The following is a 23,003-nucleotide window of genomic DNA, read 5'->3' on the forward strand; positions in this document are numbered from 1 at the left end:
CATCCCAGACGATTCACAGCATCACCTCGAGCAAACCATCACCAGAAAGAAACACAGCTTTCATGACTGACGAGTCCCTCACCCGAGCAACCCGCGACAGCGCGATTCAGCGCCTTGTCGACAGCACGCAGCCCGGCCGTGAGCTTGATGTACTTGTCATTGGCGGCGGAATCACCGGAGCGGGAATTGCACTGGATGCCGCCACCCGCGGTCTCGACACCGTCGTCGTTGAGGCCCAAGACTGGGCTGCCGGCTCATCCAGCCGCGCCAGCAAGCTGATTCACGGCGGCCTGCGCTACCTGCAGATGTTGGATTTCAAGCTCGTGCATGAGGCGCTCACCGAGCGCGACCTGCTGTTGAATGCTGTGGCCCCACACCTCGTGCGCCCACTGCCGTTCCTCTACCCTCTTCGCCACCACGTGTGGGAGCGCGCGTTTGTTGGCGCCGGAATTGCGCTCTACGACTTCCTCGCCACGGTAACCACGAAGAGCGTGAAGGGTAAGCGGAGTGTGCCGTGGCACCGCCACCTGTCACGCAAACAGCTTGCCGAGCGCTTCCCCGGACTCGCACACGATGCCGCCGTCGGCGCCATCGAGTACTGGGACGCGAATGTTGACGACGCACGCTACGTTGTCAACGTTATTCGCACCGCTCACGCCCACGGTGCGCACGCTGCAAGCCGTACACAGGTCGTCGAAATCACTCAGACCAAAAAGGGTGTCGTCAACGGCGCAATCCTCATCGATCTCGAAACGGGCACGACGTTCCCCGTTCGCGCGAAAGCCGTGATCAACTCCACCGGCGTGTGGACGGGCGAGACTCAGGCCCTCGCTCACGAAAGTGGCGGGTTAAAGGTGCTCGCGTCCAAGGGCATCCACATTGTTGTTCCGCGCGAACGCATCTCGGGTGAGGCGGGCCTCATCCTGCAGACCTCCAAGAGCGTACTGTTCGTGATCCCGTGGTCGCGCTACTGGGTCATCGGCACCACCGATACCCCGTGGAAAGAGAACCTGCTCAACCCGGCTGCTACCGCGGATGACATTGACTACGTCATCGCCGAAGCCAACGCGGTGCTTGCTAACCCCATCGATCGCTCCGATGTGATCGGCACCTGGGCCGGACTTCGTCCGCTACTCCAGCCGGGCACCATGGAGGGCACCAACTCTGCGAAGGTCTCGCGTGAGCACACCGTCGCCTCGCCCATTCCTGGCCTGACCGTGATCGCTGGCGGCAAGTTCACCACCTACCGCGTGATGGCGAAAGACGCGGTCGACTTTGCGCTCGGCAAGGACGCAGCCAAAGCGAATCCGTCAACGACAGCATCTGTGGCTCTGATCGGAGCTAATGGTCTCGACGAGGCTCGTGACAACGCGCCCGCCCTGGGCGAGCGTTTCGGCTGGAGCGAGCAGATGATCGACCACCTGTTGCACCGCTATGGGGCGAAGATTTCGGAGATCGCGGCGATTGCCGACGCAGAGCCGATAATGTCGCAGCCACTCGAACACGCATCCGCGTACCTGCGTGCCGAGATTGTCTATGCGATCACCCACGAGGGCGCGCTGCACCTCGAAGACCTCATGGTGCGCCGCACTCGCATGAACTACGAATACCTCAACGAGGCGGTTGCGGCCGTGCCCGAGGTCGCAGAAACTGCCGCGAAACTGCTGGGCTGGGATGAGCAGACTACCGCGCACGAAGTTGCTGTCTACCACCAGATGGCGGATGCCGTAGCGGCTGCGGCTCGCACTCGTGATGACGAAAGTGCGTCTGACGTTCGTGAAGCAGCACCCCAGATCGTGCCGCTCGCGTCACCTGCCACCGACGATACCCAGCAACCTCAGCACCCGTAGTCCGCACCAACAGCGCCCCGAACGCACCCTGACGATCAATGGAGATACGCCGAAAATGACACAGTACATTTTGTCGATTGACCAAGGAACGACGAGCTCACGCTCGATTATCTTTGATCATGAAGCGCGTATCGTCTCAAGCGGTCAGCTCGAACATGAGCAGATTTTTCCGCGCGCAGGCTGGGTCGAGCACGACCCCATCGAGATCTGGAACAACGTTCGCGAGACCGTTGGTCTTTCGCTCTCCCGCGCCAACCTCACGTACCAAGACATCGCTGCGGTGGGCATCACCAACCAGCGCGAGACGACCGTGGTCTGGAACAAGATCACCGGCGAGCCAACAACAAACGCCATCGTGTGGCAAGACACTCGAACGCAGCATATCGTGAATGAACTCGCGGGCAGCGACGGTCTCGACAAGTACAAGACCATTACGGGTCTTCCTCTTGCGCCCTACTTTGCCGGACCCAAGGTCACTTGGATTCTCCGCTACGTTGACGGTGCCCAAGAGGCTGCCGACCGCGGTGAACTCTTGTTTGGAACTATCGACACCTGGCTGCTCTGGAACCTCACCGGCGGAATCGACGGGGGACTGCACGCGACCGATGTCACCAACGCCTCCCGCACCATGTTGATGGATCTCGACACCCTGCAGTGGAGAGAAGATATCGCTGCAGACATGGGCATCCCGATGTCGATGCTGCCCGAGATTCGTTCCTCGAGCGAGGTCTTTGGGCATTGTCGCGACCACGGTTCGCTGCCCGGTGTGCCCATCGCGGGCATCCTTGGCGACCAGCAGGCCGCCACTTTCGGCCAAGCGTGCTTTACCGAAGGCATGGCCAAGAACACCTACGGCACTGGCAACTTCTTGCTGCTGAATACAGGGACCAAGCGGGTACACAGCGACAACGGGCTCATTACGACGGTCTGCTACAAGATTGGCGACGCGGCTCCTGTCTACGCCCTCGAAGGCTCGATCGCGGTCACCGGATCGCTCGTTCAGTGGTTGCGCGACAACCTCGGCATGTTTTCCGATGCCCCCGACATCGAACGCCTCGCCCGCGAAGTTGACGATAACGGTGGCGCCTATTTCGTGCCCGCCTTTTCCGGACTCTTCGCCCCATACTGGCGACCGGATGCGCGGGGTGCCCTTCTGGGACTCACCCGCTACGTCACCAAGAACCACATCGCCCGCGCCGCACTCGAGGCCACCGCGTACCAAACGCGTGAGGTCATGGATGCAATGAACGCGGATGCCGGTGTCGACCTCGCTGAACTGCGCGTCGACGGCGGCATGGTGGAAAACGAACTTCTCATGCAGTTTCAGGCTGACCAGTTGGGGGTCGATGTCATCCGCCCTCGCATCACCGAAACCACCGCGCTCGGCGCCGCTTTCGCTGCCGGGATCGCGATCGGTTACTGGGAAAGCGAACACGATGTCATCGCGACCTGGAACGAAGACAAGAGGTGGACGCCGCAGATGGCGCGCCTCGAGAGAGATCAGCTTTACCGCAATTGGAAGAAAGCGGTAACCAAGACCATGGGCTGGGTTGATGAGGACGTGGAGACCTAATTGACCTGCCAAACCCATGATGGACGCGAGTCAGTCGCGTTCGGAACCGTACAGCAATCGATACCCACGAAGGGGTAGGGAATCAATGAAAACCTCGCTAGTTAAGAGGAACAGCTTCTGGCTCGTTCTCTCGTTAGTCATGATGTTGGTCGCATCTATTGGTGCGTCCATCGTGCAAACCGGTGCCGGCTCTATCACCGTCAAGGACATGCGGTGGGAAACCTCGTCTGGCCAGATGATGAGTGCACTGCTCTTCAAGCCGGACACGGCGACCGAAGAGAACAAGGTTCCTGCGATCGTGGTTAGCCACGGTTGGTGGAACAACCGTGAGATGCAAGATGCCAACTACGTCGAGCTTGCTCGTCGTGGCTACGTCGTTGTGTCGATCGACATGTACGGGCACGGCAACTCATCGCCGCTGCGTACCGACAATTTGGCTCTGGGCGGAACCGGAATGTACGACGCGGTGAAGCTCGTCGCCGACTTCCCCTACGTGGACACCGACAAGATTGGTGTTAGCGGTCACTCAAACGGTGCTCGTGCAGCCAACTACTCGATGTTTATCGACAACGCTGCTGACCAGCAGCTCATCTCGGCAGTGCTGCTCGTCGACAACGACCCTGTCTACACAGATGCTGAGAACGAGAACGCGTATTTCAACCTGTATGGTGCGCGCGATGTCGGACTTGTGGCTGACCAATACGACGAGTTCTTCTTCCGCAGCTACAGTGCAGAGGGTGCTGTTCTGACCCCGCCGCGCGACTACATCGGCACTCCGAATGCTCAGTCGTTCCTCCACTTCGGGGCTGCACCGGATGAGATTTCTGACACCCGTGAGCCTGGGGAGTTCTACACCGACACCGTCGACGGCGAGCAGGCCTTGCGCGTGGTCTATACACCGGCAGAAACACACCCGTGGGGAACCATCTCGGCCACCACGGTAGGAAGCCAGATCGAGTTCTTTGAGGAAGCTTTCGGTGCACCAAACCCCATCGCAGCAGGCACACAGGTGTGGCAGGTTAAGGAAACCCTCACGCTCATCGGTCTGATCGGCTTTGGAATCTTCCTGCTCGCCTTTACCCGTGCAATGCTCACGACCCGCGCCTTTGCTGGTCTGCGCGCTCCGGCAGCGGTGGTTGTTCCCTCAACACGCAAGGGACTTGGTTGGTTCTGGGGCGGGTCGGTTGTGCTGGCGATCATCTCCGGTTGGAGCTGGTTGATCCTGGCGAACACGCCCTGGGTTGGCGCGATTGCGTTCAACATCGTGCCGTTCTTCATGCCACAGGGCGCGGTATTCTTCGTAGCCTTCTGGGCCGCGATCAACGCTATCGCCGCGATCATCGTCATGACCGTCTCCTACCTGGTATTCGGACGCAAGAATGGTCTCGACCTTCGCGCATCCGGAGTGTTGCCGGGGTGGAAGAAGTTCTTCCACGGAATCGGACTCGGTGTTGTTGTCGTGGTTGCCGCATACGGTCTCGTATTCGTGCTCGACTACTTCTTCAAGACCGACTTCCGCTGGTGGGTTATCGCCGTCAAGGCCTTCACGCCTGACAAGGTGGGAATCGCGCTCATGTACCTGCCGCTGTTCGCGATCTACTTCATCGCGAACTCGGTTGCGGTCAACTCCTTCAACCGTTTCTCGGTTCGTGGCAAGGAGTGGATCAACACGGCACTGCTCGCGTTCTTCAACGCTCTTGCACCGATCGTTTTGGTTGTCGTTCAGTACACGACGTTTTTCGTCACGGGCTACACGATCGATGGTTTCCCGGGCATCTTTAGCATCTGGCTGTTCCCGGTCATCCTGATTTTGGCCGTCACCGCAGTCATTTCGCGCAAGATTTACCGTGAGACGAACAACCCATACATCGCCGGCTTCATCAACGCGGCGATCGTTACCCTCATTTCGGTAACAAACACGCTCACCGCAGCGTAAGTACACAGCCACCGATCCTGAATCGGTAGCAACAACGGTGCCCCGGTCGATACCTCGACTGGGGCACCGTTGCGTGGGGGCAGCTCACACTCCGAATTAACCACAGAAGCGTGCCCGCCATCTGGCGGTCTCAGTCGTGAACATCAGGGAATAGCGGATGCGCGGCTGCGGTTTTGGCTAGGGACGCGATCGGCGTCACAGCGAAAGGGAACTCGTGAATCAGCAGGTTCAGTTTGGACTCGGCACATTTGGCGACGTCACGGTAGACGAGAATGGCGCGCCACTGAGTCAGGCCCAAGTTATCCGCAACGTTGTTGCCGAGGGCGTCTTGGCCGACGCGCTTGGCATCGACTACTTCGGTGTCGGCGAGCACCACCGTGATGACTTTGCGATTAGTGCGCCCGAAACGGTGTTGGCGGCGCTCGCGGTAGCGACGGAAAACATCAAATTGGGTTCGGCAGTCACTGTGCTGAGCTCCGATGACCCGGTGCGGGTCTACGAACGATTCGCGACCGTTGACGCGCTCTCAAACGGCCGTGCCGAGATCATCTTGGGGCGCGGATCGTTCACCGAATCATTCCCCCTCTTTGGCTATAACCTCGCGGACTACGAGACGCTCTTCTCCGAGAAGCTCGACCTCTTCGCTGAGCTCATCACGGAAGGGCCCATCACGTGGAAGGGCACGCTCAGGGCCCCCCTTAATAATCAAGACGTCTTTCCTCGCACCGAATCAGGCAAGCTCAACACCTGGATTGGCGTTGGCGGAAGCCCAGAGTCTGTCGTGCGTGCCGCACGCTACGGGATGCCGCTTGTTCTCGCCATCATCGGCGGCCAGCCGGAACGGTTCGCGCCCTATGCCGAACTCTTCCACCGCGCACTTGCCGAGCTTGGGCAGCCAGACCTGCCGATCGCCGTTCACTCGCCCGGCTACATCACCGACTCGGATGACGATGTTGTGGACGAACTCTGGCCCCACTACAGCGTGATGCGTGACCGCATCGGTCGCGAACGGGGGTGGCCGGCATCCACTCTCGAAGAGTTCATGGGAGAGGTTCAGCACGGCTCCCTGTATGCGGGATCGCCGGAAACCGTAGCGCAGAAGATGGCTAAGACCATCTCTGCGCTCGGGATCCAACGATTCGACATGAAGTACAGCGCTGGCACTTTGCCTCACGAGCAAATGATGCGCAGCATTGAGTTATACGGAACCCAGGTGATTCCTCGTGTGCGAGAACTTTTAGCTGACGCTTCCTAATCGGCCTTCGGAGCTTCGGGAATCTCGGATTCCGGGGCAGCATTGGCATTGGCATTGGCATTGGCATTGGCATTGGCGCGGCTACGACGCGAGCGGCGCTTCGATCGCACAATGAGCAAGATGATGCCGGCGATGATTGCGGCAAAGACGAGCCACGGAAGAAGCACTCCGATGGTGACGAGTAGTCCGGCGAAGAAGGCGACGAAACTGTTCCACCCGGTGATGATGCCGGCGAAGAAATCGTCAGGCTCAACACTGGGAGCGTCGGCAACCGACACGAGGGTGAGGGTGAGTGTCGACATCGCTACTTGATCATCGAAGTATCGCTTCTGTGATTTCAGGCTTTCGAGTTCACCTTGGCGACTGGAAATCGCCGTTTCCAGCTGGATAAGGGTGTCGGTGTCCTCCGCCGTGCTCAGCAGTGCCAGCAAACGTTCGACGGAAGCATCGAGTGCGGTAATTCGTGCCTCAAGGTCACGGGATTCCATGGTGACGTCGACCGAGTTGGTGGAGACTTCCTGCAGAGTTCCGAGCTTCTTGAACTTGTCGAGCGTGGCGGTGAGCTCAGAGGCGGGTATCCGCAGAGTCAAGGTTGCGCTTCCTCGTTCTCCGTCACGGGGCGCGTATTCGCTACGTCCGTCTACGCGGCCCCCAACGGACTCAGTGATTCGAATCGCTTGGGCACTCGCGTCATCCGGACTCTTCACTGTCACCGACATGTAGCCGGTTGTTATGACGTCACGACTCGTGTCGGCAATGGTGGCGTCGTCGTAGGCTATTCCGCCTTCGGCAACGCTGTCGGCCGCACCCGAACGCCCGTCCGCTGATCCCTCGACTAGGTACTCTTGCGTATCGCCCGGTGCCATCTCAGTAACCCCCGCCGAGCATCCCGAGAGTGTCAGGGCCGATAGTGCCAGTGCGGTCGTTATGAATAGTGTGCGCCTCATGGTTTCACCGTAGGGCCGCACGACCCCTAAAAACTACCCAACGTTTCTGACTTTTTGATCGTCACTCGCGTCTGCACCTTGATGTCATCTGGGAGAAAGCTTGGCCTTATGCGGAAACTGAGGGCACTGTCGGCCTTCATGCGTATCGTGAGACTGTGCTCCACGATGGGGCATCGCAAGACGCGGATTACCAACTATCTGGAGGAATCATGGGCTTCATTGATAACGCAAAGGATACCGGCGAAGCAACCGCCAAGAAGGTTGGCGAATTTGTTGACGACACAAAGGAGCGCGTAAGCGACGCAGCCGATAAAGCCCAAGCAGACGCTGAGGTGTCGAAGGCTGAAGCCGATCTTGAGCGCGCGAAAGCTGAGCGCGAAGCCACTGAGGCTAAGAATGAATACAAAGAAGACCTGCGCTAATTAGTTTCCTTCGTCCGGTATCCCGGCACCTGCGACTGGGATACTAGACGCATGGGCATTTGGCGCAGCATTCGGCGAAGACTACTTCCGTCGTTGGCTCCGAAACTCAATATCGCCGCAGATGAAGGCGAAGGCCCGGTAATAGTCTTCCTTCACGGGATTGCCTCGTCTGCGGCGACCTTTGCGGGAGTCATTCCCCAATTGTCAGACCACTATCGCTGTATTTCTTTTGACCTTCTCGGTTTTGGTGAGTCTCCGAGTCCCCCAGAATCGAACTTCACCATTGAAGATCACGTGGCGGCGATCAATTCCACGATTCATTCGCTGAAGCTGGACGCTCCTTTCATCCTGGTGGGCCATTCGTTGGGGAGCCTGCTTGCAGCCCGATTTGCCGCTATGCATCCCAGCAGAGTGAGCCGCTTGATGATGGTGAGCCCACCGATCTACGTTCCCCCGGAGCAAATTGGCGACCCGCTTGTTCGGGCTCGAGTAGGTGCCTACCTGCGCGCCTACGAGTTTTTGCGCACGAACAAGGAATTCACGATGGCAACCGTCGACAGGCTGCGGCGGCTATTTCAGCTCGACGACATTCTTGATGTTTCGGAGGGCAATTGGCGCGCGTTCGTTTTGAGTCTGCAGAACTGCATCGAATCTCAGACGACGGTGAGCGACATTGCCGCGGTCAGAGTTCCCATCGATGTCATTTACGGTTCTTTGGATCAGTTCATAGCACCCGGAACGATGCGAATTATTGAACAAATGCGTCACATCACGATGCACCGGGTTGAGGCCAACGATCACCTCGTTCGCCGGAGACTTGCAAGCAAAATCGTTGAGGTAATTGCGGCCGGCCGCAAGGTTTCTGGCAAAAACTAAGGGCTCGGAATAGCCTTCCACAATCGTGGTCGAAGCCACCATGACCAAACTGGATGAGCCTGGCCATCCCGCTGCACGCAGCAGGTACCCGTGGCGTTGTCGCCCTTGATTCGGAAATTCAGGAAAATGGTCGAGTAGTCAGTGTTGAAGCAACGTCAGTCGAGGGCCCGCTTCGAGTGAATGCGGCGTTGAGGGGAGCGGCAGACGGCCGTGCATCCGCTTGTGCGGGACTCTCTCGGCCTCGGCCTCGTGCTTGTGATCAGCCCCGACCCCCGGTTTCTTTCAGTGTGGGCTTCTCATAAGGAATGGCGTTTTTCCTGAGTTTCACGAGGCAGGCATCCGACCCACAGTGGTGCGGCTAGTAGCTCTCAAGCACCGTCGTCACTGCCCACACGACGCTCGCACCGATGAGGGCGGCGAAGAGCAACAACCAAACGACAGACGGGATGCCGGTGCGCGTGAAAAGCAGGTAGGCATCGGAGGTGCTCAGTTGGTCGCGACGACGGGTGTGCACACCGATCACGGTCGCGAGGCCGCGCACGCTACCAACGAGAAGGGCGATCGCGATGACCAGAAGCACGTAGCTCTGCTGTTCGGGGGTCGCCCATACCCAGAGGGCTGCGCTCGCTGCTGCCGAAACTGCGACCACCAGAAAGCCGAACAGGTTGCGGATAACGAGCAGAGTCAGGATAAGGATGATGCCGCCCACGAACAGGGCCAGCGCCGTGTACCCCTGCGTGACGCACCACAACTGGATGGCACCCACGATTGCCGGAGCGGGATAGCCGAGCGATCCGCTGATCGCAGACCCGAGTGCACCGCGCCCGCTGCTCACCGCTTCTCCCGAATGGTTCATGCGAATCTTCATGCCGTGCACAAAACGGCCGGTCAGAATGGCACCCACCGCGTGACCCAGTTCATGCACAAGCGTCGTGAAAAGCCCGAACCACTTCCAGATCGGCTGCGGAATGCTGAGCACGGCTGCGGTGGCTGCGATCACGATCAGCACAGTCGGAGAGATCTCGACCGGCGTTGTGCGGGCAAGGGAGTCGAGAAAGTCAGCCATGCCCAAATTCTCTCACCTGCATTCGCGATCTACCCCCTCGTTGAGGGCGTAGCGTGATCTCATGGATATTCGCACTCTCGGCCGCACAGGTCGCTCCGTTTCAGCAATCGGTCTGGGAACCTGGCAGCTTGGTGCCGACTGGGGTGATGTGAGCGAAGCGGATGCCCGCGGAGTGCTCGACGCAGCAGTTGACGGGGGAGTCACTTTCTTCGACACCGCCGATGTCTACGGCGACGGCCGCAGCGAATCACTTATCGGCCGCTACCTCGCCGATCGCCCAGAACTCGACATCACTGTTGCTACCAAGATGGGTCGTCGCGAAGCGCAAGTCGCTGCCAACTTCACCCTCACCAAATTCCGTGAATGGACCGACCGATCACGTCGTAACCTCGGCACCGACACCCTTGACCTCGTGCAACTGCACTGTCCTCCGACTGTTGTTCTCAGCATGGATCGGGTTTTTGACGACCTCGACGCTCTCGTCGCTGAGGGCGCAATCGCCGCCTACGGTGTGAGCGTTGAGACCGTGGATGAGGCACTCGCCGCCATCGCCCGCCCCAGTGTAGCCAGCGTGCAGATCATCCTCAACGCGTTCCGACTGAAGCCCTTGGATGCTGTGCTGCCGGCAGCACTCGATGCCGGCGTCGGAATCATTGCCCGCGTGCCCCTCGCCTCGGGTCTCCTCAGTGGCAAGTACACCGTAGACACCACGTTTGCGGAGAACGACCACCGCACGTATAACCGCGGCGGAGAGGCTTTCGATGTGGGGGAAACTTTCTCGGGCGTCGACTTTGAGATTGGTATTGCTGCAGCCCAAGAGTTCGCGGCCCTCCTCGCGGGTGAGCCAGCCGTCGCCGACTTCTCCACCCCGCAGGTTGCTCTCGCATGGGTTGCTCAGCAGCCCGGCGTGAGCTCGGTCATCCCAGGTGCACGCAACATTTCGCAAGCACACTCCAACGCTGGTGCAGGGGATGTTCCCGCGTTGAGTGCGGGCTTCATGGCTGGCGTGTGTGACATTTACGACCACCACTTCCGTGCCGCCGTGCATCCGCGCTGGTAGAGCCGTAAGCGCGAACTACATGCGTAGCGTGCTGATGGGTTCCGTGTCGGGGATGGGGCTCGCGTCTTTGCCGCGCAGGTCGGGGTGCCAGCCGCGTAGCAGTGTCGGCACGATCGCGCCGAGAGCGGCAATCACTGTGGCGGCCCAGAATCCACCGATGGGCCCGTTGGCGTCAATGAGGAACCCGGCGACCGCGCTGCCGAGGGCGGCCCCGATGAGCTGCCCGGTGCCGACCCATCCATAGGCCTCCGCTGTATCGCTGAACTTCACACTTGCTGAGACGATCGCAAAAATTACGGCGAATGCTGGGGCGATGCCGATGCCGGCGATCAACAGCATGATGGCCAGCCACCAGAAGTTGAGGCTGAACATTGCCAGGGCCATGCCGACGAACACGATGAACATGCGGCGGGCGAGTGCCCACGGGCCAATGGGTAGATGGCCAAGGAGCAAGCCGCCAACGAGTGAACCGATTGCCCAAATTCCGAGCACAAAACCGGCCTGTGGGCCGTCATGACCGAACACCGACACTACGGATGCCTCAACCGCTGCGGCGGCGCCCACCAACAGGAAGCCAGTGATTGTTGCCAACATCACGGGCGGACGACGCAGAACTGTACCGAAGGACCGCTTGCTGCGCGGGATGCGCACCTGCCCGACTTCGGGGCTTGCGATGAACCACGCTCCACCACCAAGGAGGAAGGTGCCGGCAACCAGGATTGCCGTCGTCGTCGAGATTTGGACGGCGAGGAAGGTCGCGGCCACCGGGCCGGCGACCCAAATGATTTCTTGGGCCGATGCATCTAGGGAGAAGAGTGGGGTGAGTTGCTTCGAGTTCACCATCTTCGGGTAGATGGTACGAACTGCAGGCTGCACGGGCGGGTTGCTGAGCCCGGCGATGAGGCCGACGACCATGAACATACCGACGCTGAGGGGCGCGAGCGCAATGGTGAAAATCGCGGCTGCCGACACGATGAGGGTGAGGATGAGCACTTTGCGCATTCCCCAGACGCCCATCCAGCGGCTCGTGAGGGGGCCGGCGACGCCTTGGCCCACGCTTGTTGTTGCGAGCACAAGGCCGGCAGCGCCGTATGAATTGTGGATCTGTTCGACGTGAAGGAGGATCGCCAGGGAGAGCATGCCGCCGGGAAGGCGTGCGGTGAGTTGCGCGCCGATAATTCTGGCGATGCCCGGAGTTTTCAACAGGTCGATGTATGCGTTCACAAGAACTCAAGCTTAGCGGCCAGGGAGGCGTGAATTGCCGGGCTTTTTGAGTGTCAGAGGTTATCCATAGGCTGTGGAAAAGTCCGCGAAGTTATACACACCTGTGGATGACACGCCCACTACATCTAGGGTTAGCGGCAACGACCACCCACGATATATAGTGGTGGAACCGCTTGACCGGGGGTCGCGGATAGAGCAATTTATAGTCATTTTGAGGGAGTTTTTGTGGCAATCACAGTCGTCAAGCGCAACGGTACGCGGGAGCCATACGATGCGAACAAGATCAACCTCGCAATTGAAGATGCCAGCACTGGTCTCGACGACAACATCACGTGGGTTACCCAGATCGCATCCGAGCTCGAGCTGACCCTCTTTGACGGCATTACGACCCAACAGCTCGACGAAGCAGTCATCCAAGTTGCCCTTCAGAACGTTAAAGATGACCCTGCATTTGATGTCGTGGCTGCACGCCTGCTGCTCAAGACCATCTACAAGCGTGTGCTCGGTGACTACACCGACGCAGCTGACCTCAAAAAGCTGCACAAAGAGCACTTCGCCCCCAATGTCACCCGTGGCGTGGAAGAGGGCCTGCTTGACCCACGCCTCACCGAGATGTTCGACCTCGAAGCACTCGCCGAGCACCTTGAGCCCGCACACGATGAACTGCTCAAGTACATCGGTGTTGTTACGCTCAACAACCGCTATGGCATCAAGGGTCGCAACGGCGACGCTCTTGAGGTCCCTCAGTACTTTTGGATGCGCATCGCCATGGGCCTCTCGCTGAACGAAGCGAACCCCAACGAGGCTGCGCTCAAGTTCTACCAAAAGATGTCTAGCCTCGAATACTTGGCTGCCGGCTCCACTCTCGTCAACGCGGGAACGATTTACCCGCAGCTGGCCAACTGCTTCGTGATGGAAATGCAAGACGACATGGAGCACATCGCTAAGACCACGCGCGATGTCATGTGGCTCACCAAGGGCACCGGCGGAATTGGCCTCTCGGTCACCAAGCTGCGGGCGCAGGGTTCGCCCATCCGCTCTAACAACACCACCTCCACCGGCCCGATCCCGTTCATGCACACGATCGACTCCATCCTGCGTGCGGTTAGCCGTGGTGGCAAGAAGTTCGGCGCGCTGTGCTTCTACATGGAGAACTGGCACATGGACTTCCCCGAGTTCCTCGAACTCCGCAGCAACTCGGGTGACCCCTACCGCCGCACCCGCACCGCCAACACTGCGGTGTGGATCAGCGATGAATTCATGAAGCGCGTTCAGAACGATGACGCGTGGTACCTCTTCGACCCGCTCGAAGTTACCGACCTCAACGAGCTCTACGGCAAAGCATTCTCTACGCGCTACAACGAATACGTCGCCATGGCTGAGGCCGGCGAAATGCACATGTTCAAAAAGATCGGCGCTCGCGAACAGTTCAAATCGATCCTCATTTCCTTGCAGACCTCAAGCCACCCCTGGCTCACCTTCAAAGACACGATCAACAATCGTGCGCTCAACAACAACACGGGCACGATTCACCTCTCCAACCTCTGCACCGAAATCACGCTGCCGCAAGACGAAGACAACGTCTCCGTCTGCAACCTTGCCTCGATCAACCTTTCGCGTCACCTTCTGCCGGAAGGCGGAGTCGACTTCGCGAAGATCGAAGAGAGTGCACGACTGGCCGTACGCCAGCTCGACAACCTCATCGACATCACGCGCTCCAGCGTGAAAGAGGCCGACTTCTCCAACGAGCAGAACCGTGCTGTTGGCCTCGGTGTGATGGGCTTCACCGACATCATCGAGAAGCTGGGCTACAGCTATGAGAGCGAAGAGGCCTATGACCTCATCGACGAAATCATGGAGCACGTCTCCTACGCCGCCATCGACGCCAGCACCGAACTCGCGAAAGAGCGCGGTGCCTATGCAAACTTCGAAGGCAGCCGTTGGGCCGAGGGCCTCGTGCCGCTCGACTCCATTGCGCTCACCGAAGAAGACCGTGGCATGGAGATCAAGGTCAACCGCAAGACACGACTCGACTGGGATGCCATGCGCGAGAAAGTCAAGGGGGGAATGCGCAACGCAACCCTCATGGCTATCGCCCCCACCGCGTCCATTGGGCTCGTTGCTGGCACCACGCCCGGTCTCGACCCGCAGTTCTCGCAGATCTTCAGCCGCTCAACCTCGAACGGCAAATTCCTTGAAGTGAACCGCAACCTCGTGTCGACGCTTCAGGAGCATGGTCTCTGGGAGAAAAACCGCGAAGCGATTCTGCGCAGCCAGGGTGACATCCAAAATGTTGCTGGTATCCCGGATGACATTAAGGAAGTCTTCAAGACAAGCTTCCAGCTGTCGCCGTACTCGTTCCTTGAGGTTGCCGCTCGTGCCCAGAAATGGATCGACCAGGCCATCAGCCGCAACATGTACCTCGAGACCCGTGACCTCGGCGACATGATGGATATCTATTTCGACGCCTGGTCGCGTGGCGTCAAGACCACCTACTACCTGCACATGAAGCCTCGCCACCAGGCAGAGCAGTCCACGGTGAAGGTCAACAAGTCAGAAGAAATTTCTTCGACCAAGGCCGCAACCTCATCCTCTGCTCAGCAGGGTGCAGCCCCCGCAAGCTCAACGCCAGCACGCCGAGGCTTCGGCGGATTCTCTAAGAAAGAAGACTCATAATGAACCGAGAGAACTCCATCGACGAGTACTACGTTCCGTCCGACCCCATGGACGATCTGCAGTGCGATAGCTGCCAGTAACGAGCACGGGAATGCTCCCGCCCACGGCAACCGAATGACGTGGGCGCACCCAAAACATCACAACGCGCAACCAAGAAAGAAGTAGCCAAGACAATGGGAATTCTAGGAACAGGCCTGCAAGATGGCCTATTGCTGAAGCCAATCAAGTACCAGTGGGCGATGGACCTGTACGACCAGGCCGTAGCCAACACCTGGTTCCCGAATGAGATTCAGCTGGGCGAAGACATCGCCGACTTCAAGAAGATGACTGATGAAGAGCGTCACGCGGTGACCTTCCTCATGAGCTACTTCAACCCGAACGAGCTGCTCGTTAACAAGGCACTCGCCTTTGGTGTGTACCCCTATGTTTCAGCCGCAGAATGCTCGCTCTACCTTGCGAAGCAAATGTGGGAAGAAGCAAACCACTGCATGAGCTTCGAGTATGTGCTCGAGACCTTCCCGATCGACCGCGAAGCCGCCTACAACTCTCACGTTGACGTGCCGTCAATGGCTCGCAAAGAAGAGTTCGAAATGAAGTACATCCGTCGCATGACGGAACAGACCCTTGACATCAACACCATCGAGGGTAAGCAAGACTTCATCCGCAACCTCGTTGCCTACAACGTCGTCCTTGAAGGAATCTGGTTCTACTCGGGCTTCATGGTTGCTTTGTCGTTCCGCCAGCGCAACCTGTTGCGCAACTTCGGTTCGCTCATGGACTGGGTTGTTCGCGACGAGAGCTTGCACCTCAAGTTCGGTATCAACCTGATCCTGACCGTGCTCGAAGAGAACCCTGAGCTTCAGACGGAAGAGTTCGCCGACGAGATCCGCCAAATGATCTTGGATGCTGTGGAGATGGAAGAGGCCTACAACCACGACCTGCTCCCCGGCGGCATCCTCGGACTCAACGCCAACTACATCAACCAGTACGTGAAGTACCTGGCTGACCGCCGCCTTGAAGAGCTCGGATTCGAGGCCCACTACAAGGTCTCAAACCCCGCCAAGTGGATGGCAACCGCCAATGACACTCTTGAGCTCGTAAACTTCTTCGAATCAACCAACACATCGTACGAGGCGAACGCGTCAGCAACAACCAAGGTAAAGGTTTAGTGGAACTGACCGTTGAGTGGGTTGATTGGTTAGACCCACGAGCGGTCCAGCAGCGTGAACTGATGGAGCTCGAGACGACGGCAATGTATGCCGATCGTCAGGCCGAACTCGATGAGGCGGGCCGCATCGCCGTAAGTGCTGCGTTGACGGTTGCGCCCTCCGACGTCAGTCACACGGTGTTGGTACTCGATGGCGATATCGTCATCGGTCATGCGGCACTTCGCCCTTTCGGGCAATCGCTCGAAGTGAAGAAAGTGTTCGTTGATTCGAATCATCGGGGCAAGGGTGCTGCGCGCCGTCTCATGAACGAGTTGGAAGGTGTCGCCCGCGAGGGTAATGCGCACTCCTTGGTGCTCCAGACCGGTCACGTACAGGTGCCAGCAATGGTGCTCTATGAGAGCCTCGGCTACCAACGGATTGATGCTTTCGGCCACTACGCCGCCATCCCATTCGGGGTGTGTTTTGAGAAGACGCTGTAGTTCGTTCAGGTAGGCCATCTATGCTGCACTGGACGGGGGATACCGTTCAACGATCTAAACCGGAACAATTGCACTGTGAGACTTTTTCGGCGGCGCCCGCGCCTCAATCTGGGCAAATTTAGGGCGCCCGAGCCTGTCGAAGAGGCACCTATCGAGCGTGTTGTCGAAGAGGGTGTACTCATCGCACGCAATGCTGTGCGCATGGCGGTCAAGAACCGAATAATTGTGGATGCCGCCCGTGACCACCTTGATTACGACGACGGTGCGCTGGCAGGCCTCGTGCACGTCGAGTTCGACCAACTCGCTGACCAGGCGGAGCGTTTGCTGCGGGTAACGCACACTGACCGTAACCGCGAAGTGCAAGTAGGGCTCGCTGAGGGACTGCGCCAAGCATCCATGGATGGCGAACTTATTTCGGGCATCATCGACGAAGCTCGAGAGCTTGCGTGGAGCGAAATCGGCACCGCAATCATTGCCAAACTTCGCGTTGCGTACCTCCCCACCGAAGACCCCCTTTACGAAGCCCAGCGCAAGCGTCGGCTGCGCGAATTGCGCACCATAAACTTTGCCGAGCTCGAAGCTGCGGCGCAGGGCGAATACTAACCAGTACCGATTTCGACACCGCTGAGCAGCAATAATCTCAGTTCCACATCACATATTCGGCACATTGTTGAGGGTCTCGCAGTCACACGGCGCAAGTGGGCGAATAATTGCGCGCGCCCGGCGGTAGGCTGCCAACGTCGGCGTTTCATCGAGGTACGCCCTACGGGATTCGCATTTCGCATTCGTCGGCCGCATTCACTTGGATATAGAAAAGGTTGGACCATGAGAATCAAATTCGCGATACCAGCACTGGTCGTAATTTCGGCCCTCGCACTGTCAGGTTGTGTTGACAACAGCACCGGCACAGAAACCGACGGTGGTGGAGCTGTAGATGTGGGCATCGACTCGGCCGCAGCAGCCCTGCTTCCTGACGATGTGAAAGCATCCGGCAAGCTGGTTATCGGCATCGACCCAACTTACGCCCCCAACGAATACAAAGACGATGCGGGCAACCCGATCGGCTGGGAAGTCGACCTCGGCGACGCCATGGCGGCAAAGCTTGGACTGGAGACGCAGTACGAAATCTCTAGCTTCGATAAAATCATTCCGAGTGTTACTGGTGGTAGCTACGACATCGGACTCTCGTCGTTCACCGACAACGAAGAGCGCGAGAAGAGCGTTGACTTCGTCAACTACTACGAGGCCGGTATTCAGTGGGCCCAGCAGATCGGCAAAGACGTCGATCCAGCCAATGCGTGTGGCATGACTGTTGCCGTGCAGACGACGACCTACGAAGAGACCGATGAGCTTCCGGCCAAGTCGAAAGAATGCACCGACGCTGGCAAAGAGCCCATCAACATCCTCAAATTCGACAAGCAGGACGAAGCAACCAACGCTCTCGCCCTCGGGCGCGCCGACGCCATGAGCGCCGACTCACCCATCACCCAGTACGCGGTGAGCAAGGTAGCCGACAAGATCGAACTCGCCGGAGATTCGTTCGACACCGCACCGTACGGTATCGCCGTGCAGAAGGATTCGCCTCTCGCGGCAGCCCTCCAGGCAGCACTGCAGTCGATGATTGATGACGGCAGCTACAAGTCGATCCTCGAAGAGTGGGGCGTCTTCAGCGGCGCTGTTTCGGAGATCGCCATCAACGCGGCAACAACCAGCTAGGTAGATGACTGTGTCAGACTCTGGCCGTTCGGCGACACCCGCAAGTGTGTCGCCGAACGGCACTGACCAAGCGGAGGCGATCAGGGCGATTCGTCTTCGCCACCCGTGGCGTAATGTAATCGCGGTCATTCTCGTGGCGATGCTGGTTCTGTTTGTTGTTGATGCGTCGCAGCGGGAAGCCTATAGCTGGGATAACTTCGCCAAATTCATCTTCGACAAACGTATATCCGAAGCTGCTGGGTACACCCTCCTGCTTACCGTCTATGCGATGATCCTGGCGATCGTTCTCGGTGTCACCCTCGCGGTTATGAGACTCTCAGATAACCCCGTGGTCAAGGGCATCGCGTGGCTCTATCTCTGGGTGTTCCGCGGAACTCCTGTGTATGTGCAACTCGTATTTTGGGGACTGTTCGCGACAATCTACTCGTCGATTGACATCGGCATCCCTTTCACCGAGCCGTGGGTCTCCCTGGACACCAATGCGGTCATCAGCGTGTTTTGGCTTGCCGTCATCGGGCTTGCGCTGAACGAGTCCGCCTACATGGCAGAGATTGTGCGCGCCGGCATCCTTTCGGTGGACAAGGGTCAGGATGAGGCCGCCACCGCTCTCGGTATGTCGTGGCTGCAGACAATGACTCGCGTCGTTATCCCGCAGGCGATGCGCATCATCATTCCGCCAACCGGCAACGAAGTTATTTCGATGCTGAAGACGACCTCGCTGGTATCCGCAGTACCGTTCAGCTTTGACCTCTACGGAAGATCCCGGGATATCTCCGCAGTGATCTTTGACCCCATCCCGCTGTTGCTGGTGGCATCGGCGTGGTACCTCCTGTTCACCTCGATTCTGATGGTGGGCCAGTACTTCCTTGAGAAGCGTTTCTCGCGTGGTGTCGGGCAGGCACGGCCAGAGAAGAACGACAATGCTACGGGAACGATCCCTCTCGTGACCGGAGTCATCGATACACCCGGATCCGAACCGGAGCCCGGCACCGATACTGATGCGTCAGGAAAGGAGCACCGATGACTGCTGCAGCCACAAGCGAAGCGCCCATGGTGTACGCCGACCGTGTGTCGAAAAGCTTCGGATCCAACGAGGTGCTGAAGAGCATCTCGCTCACGGTTCCCCGCGGCGAAGTAATGTGTCTGGTCGGGCCCAGTGGTTCCGGCAAGTCAACGTTCCTTCGCTGCATCAACCATCTCGAACGTGTCGATGCGGGCAGGCTCAGCGTCGACGGTGTTCTGGTCGGGTACGAAGAACGCGGTGACAAGCTCTATGAGCTCAAGCCGCGTGAAGCTGCTCGTCAGCGCCGCGATATCGGCATGGTTTTTCAGCGCTTTAATTTGTTCCCGCACATGACGGCCCTAGAAAACATCGTCGAAGCGCCCATTCGAGTCAACAAGGTGAAGAAGGATGCCGCAATCACGCACGGCAGGGAACTGCTTGCTCGCGTGGGACTCGCCGAAAAGGAAGATGCCTACCCTGCACACCTCTCCGGTGGCCAACAGCAACGGGTAGCGATCGCTCGTGCACTCGCCATGGAACCGAAGCTCATGCTGTTCGATGAGCCCACATCGGCGCTCGACCCTGAACTAGTGGGAGAAGTGCTCGACGTGATGAAGGGTCTCGCCCAGTCGGGCATGACGATGATTGTTGTCACCCACGAGATGGGCTTCGCGCGCGAAGTCGCCGACCAGCTCGTCTTTATGGATGGTGGCGTTGTTGTTGAGTCTGGCGATCCAGACGAAGTGCTCGGCAACCCGCAGCATCAACGCACGAAAGCGTTCCTCTCGAAGGTTCTGTAACTTCAGGTCGATCCGGATGCGCTGCCTAGCGCGGCTGCATCCGGATCGCACCATCCAGACGAATGACCTCGCCGTTGAGCATCGGGTTCTCGACGATGTGCTGCACAAGTGCCGCATACTCACCGGGGCGACCCAGACGTGACGGATGTGGCACTTGCGCGCCGAGAGAATCTTGCGCCTCTTGGGGCAGCCCGGCCATCATCGGCGTCTCGAAGATGCCCGGTGCGATCGTCATGACGCGCACCTGGGCCGAAGCAAACTCGCGGGCCAGCGGCAGAGTCATCCCGGCGACGCCCGCTTTTGACGCAGCATACGCGGGTTGTCCGATCTGCCCATCGAAGGCCGCGACGGACGCCGTATTCACGATCACACCGCGCTCATCATCAATAGGTTCGGTCTCAACCATCGCGGCCACAGCCAAACGGATCACGTTGAAGGTGCCCGTGAGGTTGATCCCAATCACGGTTTCAAAGGATTCGAGGGGCAGCACACCCTTGCGTCCCAGTGTCTTCCCTGGGGTGGCAACGCCGGCGCAGTTCACGACAATGCGCAACGAACCGACCGAGCTAGCGAGGGCGACGGCAGCCTGAACGTCAGCCTCAGAGCGAACATCGGTGGGCGCGAATCGGAAGCCATATTCTTCGGCAATCTCGACTCCGCGAGAGCTGGGAAGGTCGGCGATGGTGACCAACGCACCCTGCGCGGCGAGAGCGCGAGCGGTAGCCAAGCCAAGACCGCTAGCGCCACCGGTGATCAGTGCTGCGGCATCCTGAATTCTCATGCAATCCTTTCGATGAGTGTTGCGTTTGCCATTCCGCCGCCTCCGCACATGACCTGAAGTCCGTAGCGGCCGCCGGTGGCGTCGAGCTGATTGACGAGGGTGGTGAGCAGGCGTGTGCCTGAGGAGCCGAGGGCGTGGCCGAGAGCAATCGCTCCACCGCGTGGATTCATGGTGGCGGGGTCAACCGGGAATTCCTGTAGCCACGCCAAGGCGACCGACGCGAAGGCTTCGTTGACCTCAATGCTGTCGAGCTGGTCGAGGCGGATGCCGCTGCGCTCCAAAACACGATGCGTCGCGGGGATGATCCCGGTCAGCATCTCAATCGGGTCGGAACCGACCACGGCAAAGGAGTGGAAGCGTGCGCGCGGCGTGAGGCCGAAAGCGGCAGCGCGTTCCTCGCTCATGATGAGCACTGCGGAAGCGCCGTCGGTGAGTGGCGACGAATTTCCTGCTGTCACGCGCCACTGAATCTCGGGAAAGCGTGCCGCGACTTCTTCGTCGTAGAACGCGGGGGAAAGGCCGGAGAGTCCGTCGGCCGTTGTGCCCGAGCGGATGGTCTCATCGCGCCGCAGCCCACCAATGGGCAGGATCTCACTGCTGAAGTCGGCGAGGGCAGCGCGCGAGTGCGAGACGGCGGCGAAGACATCGAGGTCATCACGGTCAAGACCCCAGCGCGTGGCAATAAGTTCAGCCGAAATGCCCTGATTGACCAAGCCCTCGGGGTAGCGCTCGCGAAGTAGGGGGCTCATCGTGCTCTGGCCGAGTGTTGCTTGCCCAATCGGGTGTGAACTCATCAGTTCAACACCGCAGGCAATCACGACATCGTTCACACCGGCCATCACCGACTGGGCGGCGAAATGGGCTGCCTGTTGACTTGACCCGCACTGGCGGTCAATCGTGGTGGCCGGTACCGACTCGGGGAATCCCGCTGCCAGCACCGCGTTACGGGTCACATTCACGGCCTGCTGGCCAGACTGCGTGACGCAACCACCCATCACGTCATCGATGGTTGCCGGATCAAGGTCGTTTCTGCTGAGCAGCCCTTGGAGCACCGTCGCGAGTAAATCGACAGGGTTCTCTTCTGAGAGTGCTCCGCCGGGTTTGCCTCGGCCTGAGGGCGTGCGAATCGCGTCAACGATGACTGCCGTTGTCATGCCTCAACACTAATCGTGGGTGGGGGTGGGGGGGAAGAGCCGCGGCGGCTCAGCTCTGAGGCCGGTTCGATCCGGAACGTCTAGGCCGGTTCGATCCGGAACGTCTAGGCTGGTTCGACACCAAACGCACGAGCGAGTTTGTCGATCTTCTGGGCACGACCGAGGCGGGGTAGGTCGCTGCCGTCGCGGATGACACTCCCACGAGCCTCGAAGTCTTCCAAGAATTCACGAGCCCACGCAACGTCCGACCGGGTGGGGCTGATGACTTCGTTAATGATCGGCAATTGTTCGATATCGAGACACAGCTTTCCGGTCATGCCGAGCGCAACAGCCATACTGCCCTGCTCGCGAAGAACTGGATGGTTGGTGCCAACAGTGGGCCCGTCAATGGGGCCAGGTAGGTTGCCGACGCGGCTCGCAATGACAAGGCGCGAACGGGGGTATGCCATCGCGAGGTCGTCAGAACTGGTTCCGGTGTCGCGACGGTAGTCTCCGCTGCCGAACGCCAGACGGTATACACCGCGGGCGCGGGCGATCGACGCCGCTTCTTCAATGCCGAGGGCGGACTCCACGAGGGCGATGACGGGCGTGGCACCCTTCAGGCGGTCAAAAGTTTCGGAGACGTGAGCTGCTGCCTCAGTTTTGGCGAGCATGACACCACGCAGGCCAGGGAGCCCGGCGAGAGCATCCACATCATCTGACCAGAAATCTGAGGTGCGATCGTTGATGCGCACCCAACCGCTGCCGCCCTTGCTTAGCCACGAGACCACAGCATCGCGAGCGGTCGACTTTAGGCGAGGGTCTACGGCATCTTCGATATCGAGGATGATCTGGTCGGCGCGCGATCGTTCGGCGGCATCAAAATCTTCGGGGCGGGTTGCGGCAACCAGAAGCCATGAGCGCGCAATCTCTGCGGATACGTCGTGGGTGGTGGGGCGGGAGGTGGTGCTTTCGGACACGCGGTAGCTGCTTTCTTTCAGAAGAGGGGCGACGTTCTCGTGCCACTCGCAGCCTCA

20 protein-coding genes are annotated in these 23,003 nt (G+C 59.2%); 14 read left to right on the forward strand and 6 right to left on the reverse strand.

All coding sequences use genetic code 11. The annotated features are described in order from the left end of the window. Window positions 1-62 precede the first annotated feature (62 nt). The 4 genes from AADH44_RS02920 (at window position 63) to AADH44_RS02935 (ending at window position 6,614) form a co-directional block, all read left to right on the forward strand. Window positions 63-1,850, forward strand: coding sequence for a glycerol-3-phosphate dehydrogenase/oxidase (locus AADH44_RS02920; protein ID WP_341954001.1), 1,788 nt, complete (start codon window positions 63-65; stop codon window positions 1,848-1,850). Between the two features lie 55 nt (window positions 1,851-1,905). Further along, on the forward strand, window positions 1,906-3,423 hold the full coding sequence (gene glpK, locus AADH44_RS02925; RefSeq protein ID WP_341954003.1) for a glycerol kinase GlpK: 1,518 nt from the start codon (window positions 1,906-1,908) through the stop codon (window positions 3,421-3,423). A gap of 85 nt (window positions 3,424-3,508) precedes the next feature. After that, on the forward strand, window positions 3,509-5,359 hold the full coding sequence (locus AADH44_RS02930; RefSeq protein WP_341954005.1) for a CocE/NonD family hydrolase: 1,851 nt from the start codon (window positions 3,509-3,511) through the stop codon (window positions 5,357-5,359). Window positions 5,360-5,573: 214 nt separating this feature from the next. Further along, a complete protein-coding gene (locus AADH44_RS02935) occupies window positions 5,574-6,614 on the forward strand; it encodes an LLM class flavin-dependent oxidoreductase (protein WP_341954007.1) in 1,041 nt (346 codons plus the stop codon). On the opposite strand, the gene AADH44_RS02940 is transcribed toward AADH44_RS02935, so the two are convergent. Beyond that, window positions 6,611-7,561, reverse strand: coding sequence for a DUF4349 domain-containing protein (locus AADH44_RS02940; RefSeq protein ID WP_341954008.1), 951 nt, complete (start codon window positions 7,559-7,561; stop codon window positions 6,611-6,613). The genes AADH44_RS02935 and AADH44_RS02940 overlap by 4 nt on opposite strands. A 155-nt stretch (window positions 7,562-7,716) precedes the next feature. Between AADH44_RS02940 and AADH44_RS02945 the strand changes: the two genes are divergently transcribed. Further along, window positions 7,717-7,983, forward strand: coding sequence for a hypothetical protein (locus AADH44_RS02945; protein ID WP_341954010.1), 267 nt, complete (start codon window positions 7,717-7,719; stop codon window positions 7,981-7,983). Window positions 7,984-8,034: 51 nt separating this feature from the next. Beyond that, window positions 8,035-8,859, forward strand: a complete 825-nt coding sequence (locus tag AADH44_RS02950; protein ID WP_341954012.1) for an alpha/beta hydrolase — start codon at window positions 8,035-8,037, stop codon at window positions 8,857-8,859. Window positions 8,860-9,217: 358 nt separating this feature from the next. On the opposite strand, the gene AADH44_RS02955 is transcribed toward AADH44_RS02950, so the two are convergent. Beyond that, complete coding sequence (locus AADH44_RS02955) at window positions 9,218-9,925, reverse strand: M50 family metallopeptidase (RefSeq protein WP_341954014.1); 708 nt, start codon at window positions 9,923-9,925, stop codon at window positions 9,218-9,220. A 61-nt stretch (window positions 9,926-9,986) separates the two neighbouring features. On the opposite strand from AADH44_RS02955, the gene AADH44_RS02960 reads away from it, so the two are divergent. Continuing rightward, on the forward strand, window positions 9,987-10,985 hold the full coding sequence (locus tag AADH44_RS02960) for an aldo/keto reductase (RefSeq protein ID WP_341954016.1): 999 nt from the start codon (window positions 9,987-9,989) through the stop codon (window positions 10,983-10,985). A gap of 15 nt (window positions 10,986-11,000) precedes the next feature. On the opposite strand, the gene AADH44_RS02965 is transcribed toward AADH44_RS02960, so the two are convergent. Further along, entirely contained in the window at window positions 11,001-12,209 is a 1,209-nt protein-coding gene (locus AADH44_RS02965) for an MFS transporter (RefSeq protein WP_341954018.1), read from the reverse strand. A 225-nt stretch (window positions 12,210-12,434) separates the two neighbouring features. On the opposite strand from AADH44_RS02965, the gene AADH44_RS02970 reads away from it, so the two are divergent. The 7 genes from AADH44_RS02970 to AADH44_RS03000 all read left to right on the forward strand — a co-directional run bounded on the left by AADH44_RS02970 (window position 12,435) and on the right by AADH44_RS03000 (window position 20,052). Then, window positions 12,435-14,885: a ribonucleoside-diphosphate reductase subunit alpha gene (locus tag AADH44_RS02970; RefSeq protein WP_341954020.1), complete on the forward strand. Its 2,451-nt coding sequence runs from the start codon at window positions 12,435-12,437 to the stop codon at window positions 14,883-14,885. 173 nt (window positions 14,886-15,058) lie between these two features. Further along, entirely contained in the window at window positions 15,059-16,054 is a 996-nt protein-coding gene (locus AADH44_RS02975) for a ribonucleotide-diphosphate reductase subunit beta (RefSeq protein WP_341954021.1), read from the forward strand. After that, on the forward strand, window positions 16,054-16,533 hold the full coding sequence (locus AADH44_RS02980; RefSeq protein WP_341954022.1) for a GNAT family N-acetyltransferase: 480 nt from the start codon (window positions 16,054-16,056) through the stop codon (window positions 16,531-16,533). Before AADH44_RS02975 ends, AADH44_RS02980 begins: the two co-directional genes overlap by 1 nt. 75 nt (window positions 16,534-16,608) lie before the next feature. Then, entirely contained in the window at window positions 16,609-17,136 is a 528-nt protein-coding gene (locus AADH44_RS02985; protein WP_341954023.1) for a hypothetical protein, read from the forward strand. A 222-nt stretch (window positions 17,137-17,358) separates the two neighbouring features. Then, complete coding sequence (locus tag AADH44_RS02990; RefSeq protein WP_341954024.1) at window positions 17,359-18,249, forward strand: ABC transporter substrate-binding protein; 891 nt, start codon at window positions 17,359-17,361, stop codon at window positions 18,247-18,249. A gap of 4 nt (window positions 18,250-18,253) precedes the next feature. After that, complete coding sequence (locus tag AADH44_RS02995) at window positions 18,254-19,273, forward strand: amino acid ABC transporter permease (RefSeq protein ID WP_341954025.1); 1,020 nt, start codon at window positions 18,254-18,256, stop codon at window positions 19,271-19,273. A 26-nt stretch (window positions 19,274-19,299) separates the two neighbouring features. Continuing rightward, window positions 19,300-20,052: an amino acid ABC transporter ATP-binding protein gene (locus AADH44_RS03000; RefSeq protein WP_341954896.1), complete on the forward strand. Its 753-nt coding sequence runs from the start codon at window positions 19,300-19,302 to the stop codon at window positions 20,050-20,052. Between the two features lie 25 nt (window positions 20,053-20,077). Here AADH44_RS03000 and AADH44_RS03005 read toward each other — a convergent pair whose 3' ends face one another. The 3 genes from AADH44_RS03005 to AADH44_RS03015 all read right to left on the reverse strand — a co-directional run bounded on the left by AADH44_RS03005 (window position 20,078) and on the right by AADH44_RS03015 (window position 22,946). Further along, window positions 20,078-20,833 carry a 3-hydroxyacyl-CoA dehydrogenase gene (locus tag AADH44_RS03005; protein ID WP_341954026.1) on the reverse strand — a complete coding sequence of 252 codons (756 nt, stop codon included), beginning with the start codon at window positions 20,831-20,833 and terminating at the stop codon, window positions 20,078-20,080. Continuing rightward, window positions 20,830-21,987, reverse strand: coding sequence for a thiolase family protein (locus AADH44_RS03010; RefSeq protein ID WP_341954027.1), 1,158 nt, complete (start codon window positions 21,985-21,987; stop codon window positions 20,830-20,832). Before AADH44_RS03010 ends, AADH44_RS03005 begins: the two co-directional genes overlap by 4 nt. Window positions 21,988-22,091: 104 nt before the next feature. Continuing rightward, window positions 22,092-22,946 carry a CoA ester lyase gene (locus AADH44_RS03015; protein ID WP_341954028.1) on the reverse strand — a complete coding sequence of 285 codons (855 nt, stop codon included), beginning with the start codon at window positions 22,944-22,946 and terminating at the stop codon, window positions 22,092-22,094. Between the last annotated feature and the right edge of the window lie 57 nt (window positions 22,947-23,003).

Source organism: Salinibacterium sp. TMP30 (assembly GCF_038397785.1).
In the GTDB taxonomy this organism is placed as follows: Bacteria; Actinomycetota; Actinomycetes; order Actinomycetales; family Microbacteriaceae; genus Rhodoglobus.

Excerpts from the sequence above, each read along its gene's own strand:
- AADH44_RS02920 (WP_341954001.1), top strand. The coding sequence starts at position 63 with ATGACTGACGAGTCCCTCACCCGAGCAACCCGCGACAGCGCGATTCAG.
- glpK (WP_341954003.1), top strand. The coding sequence starts at position 1,906 with ATGACACAGTACATTTTGTCGATTGACCAAGGAACGACGAGCTCACGC.
- AADH44_RS02930 (WP_341954005.1), top strand. The coding sequence starts at position 3,509 with ATGAAAACCTCGCTAGTTAAGAGGAACAGCTTCTGGCTCGTTCTCTCG.
- AADH44_RS02940 (WP_341954008.1), bottom strand. The coding sequence starts at position 7,561 with ATGAGGCGCACACTATTCATAACGACCGCACTGGCACTATCGGCCCTG.
- AADH44_RS02950 (WP_341954012.1), top strand. The coding sequence starts at position 8,035 with ATGGGCATTTGGCGCAGCATTCGGCGAAGACTACTTCCGTCGTTGGCT.
- AADH44_RS02955 (WP_341954014.1), bottom strand. The coding sequence starts at position 9,925 with ATGGCTGACTTTCTCGACTCCCTTGCCCGCACAACGCCGGTCGAGATC.
- AADH44_RS02960 (WP_341954016.1), top strand. The coding sequence starts at position 9,987 with ATGGATATTCGCACTCTCGGCCGCACAGGTCGCTCCGTTTCAGCAATC.
- AADH44_RS02975 (WP_341954021.1), top strand. The coding sequence starts at position 15,059 with ATGGGAATTCTAGGAACAGGCCTGCAAGATGGCCTATTGCTGAAGCCA.
- AADH44_RS02990 (WP_341954024.1), top strand. The coding sequence starts at position 17,359 with ATGAGAATCAAATTCGCGATACCAGCACTGGTCGTAATTTCGGCCCTC.
- AADH44_RS02995 (WP_341954025.1), top strand. The coding sequence starts at position 18,254 with ATGACTGTGTCAGACTCTGGCCGTTCGGCGACACCCGCAAGTGTGTCG.
- AADH44_RS03000 (WP_341954896.1), top strand. The coding sequence starts at position 19,300 with ATGGTGTACGCCGACCGTGTGTCGAAAAGCTTCGGATCCAACGAGGTG.
- AADH44_RS03005 (WP_341954026.1), bottom strand. The coding sequence starts at position 20,833 with ATGAGAATTCAGGATGCCGCAGCACTGATCACCGGTGGCGCTAGCGGT.
- AADH44_RS03010 (WP_341954027.1), bottom strand. The coding sequence starts at position 21,987 with ATGACAACGGCAGTCATCGTTGACGCGATTCGCACGCCCTCAGGCCGA.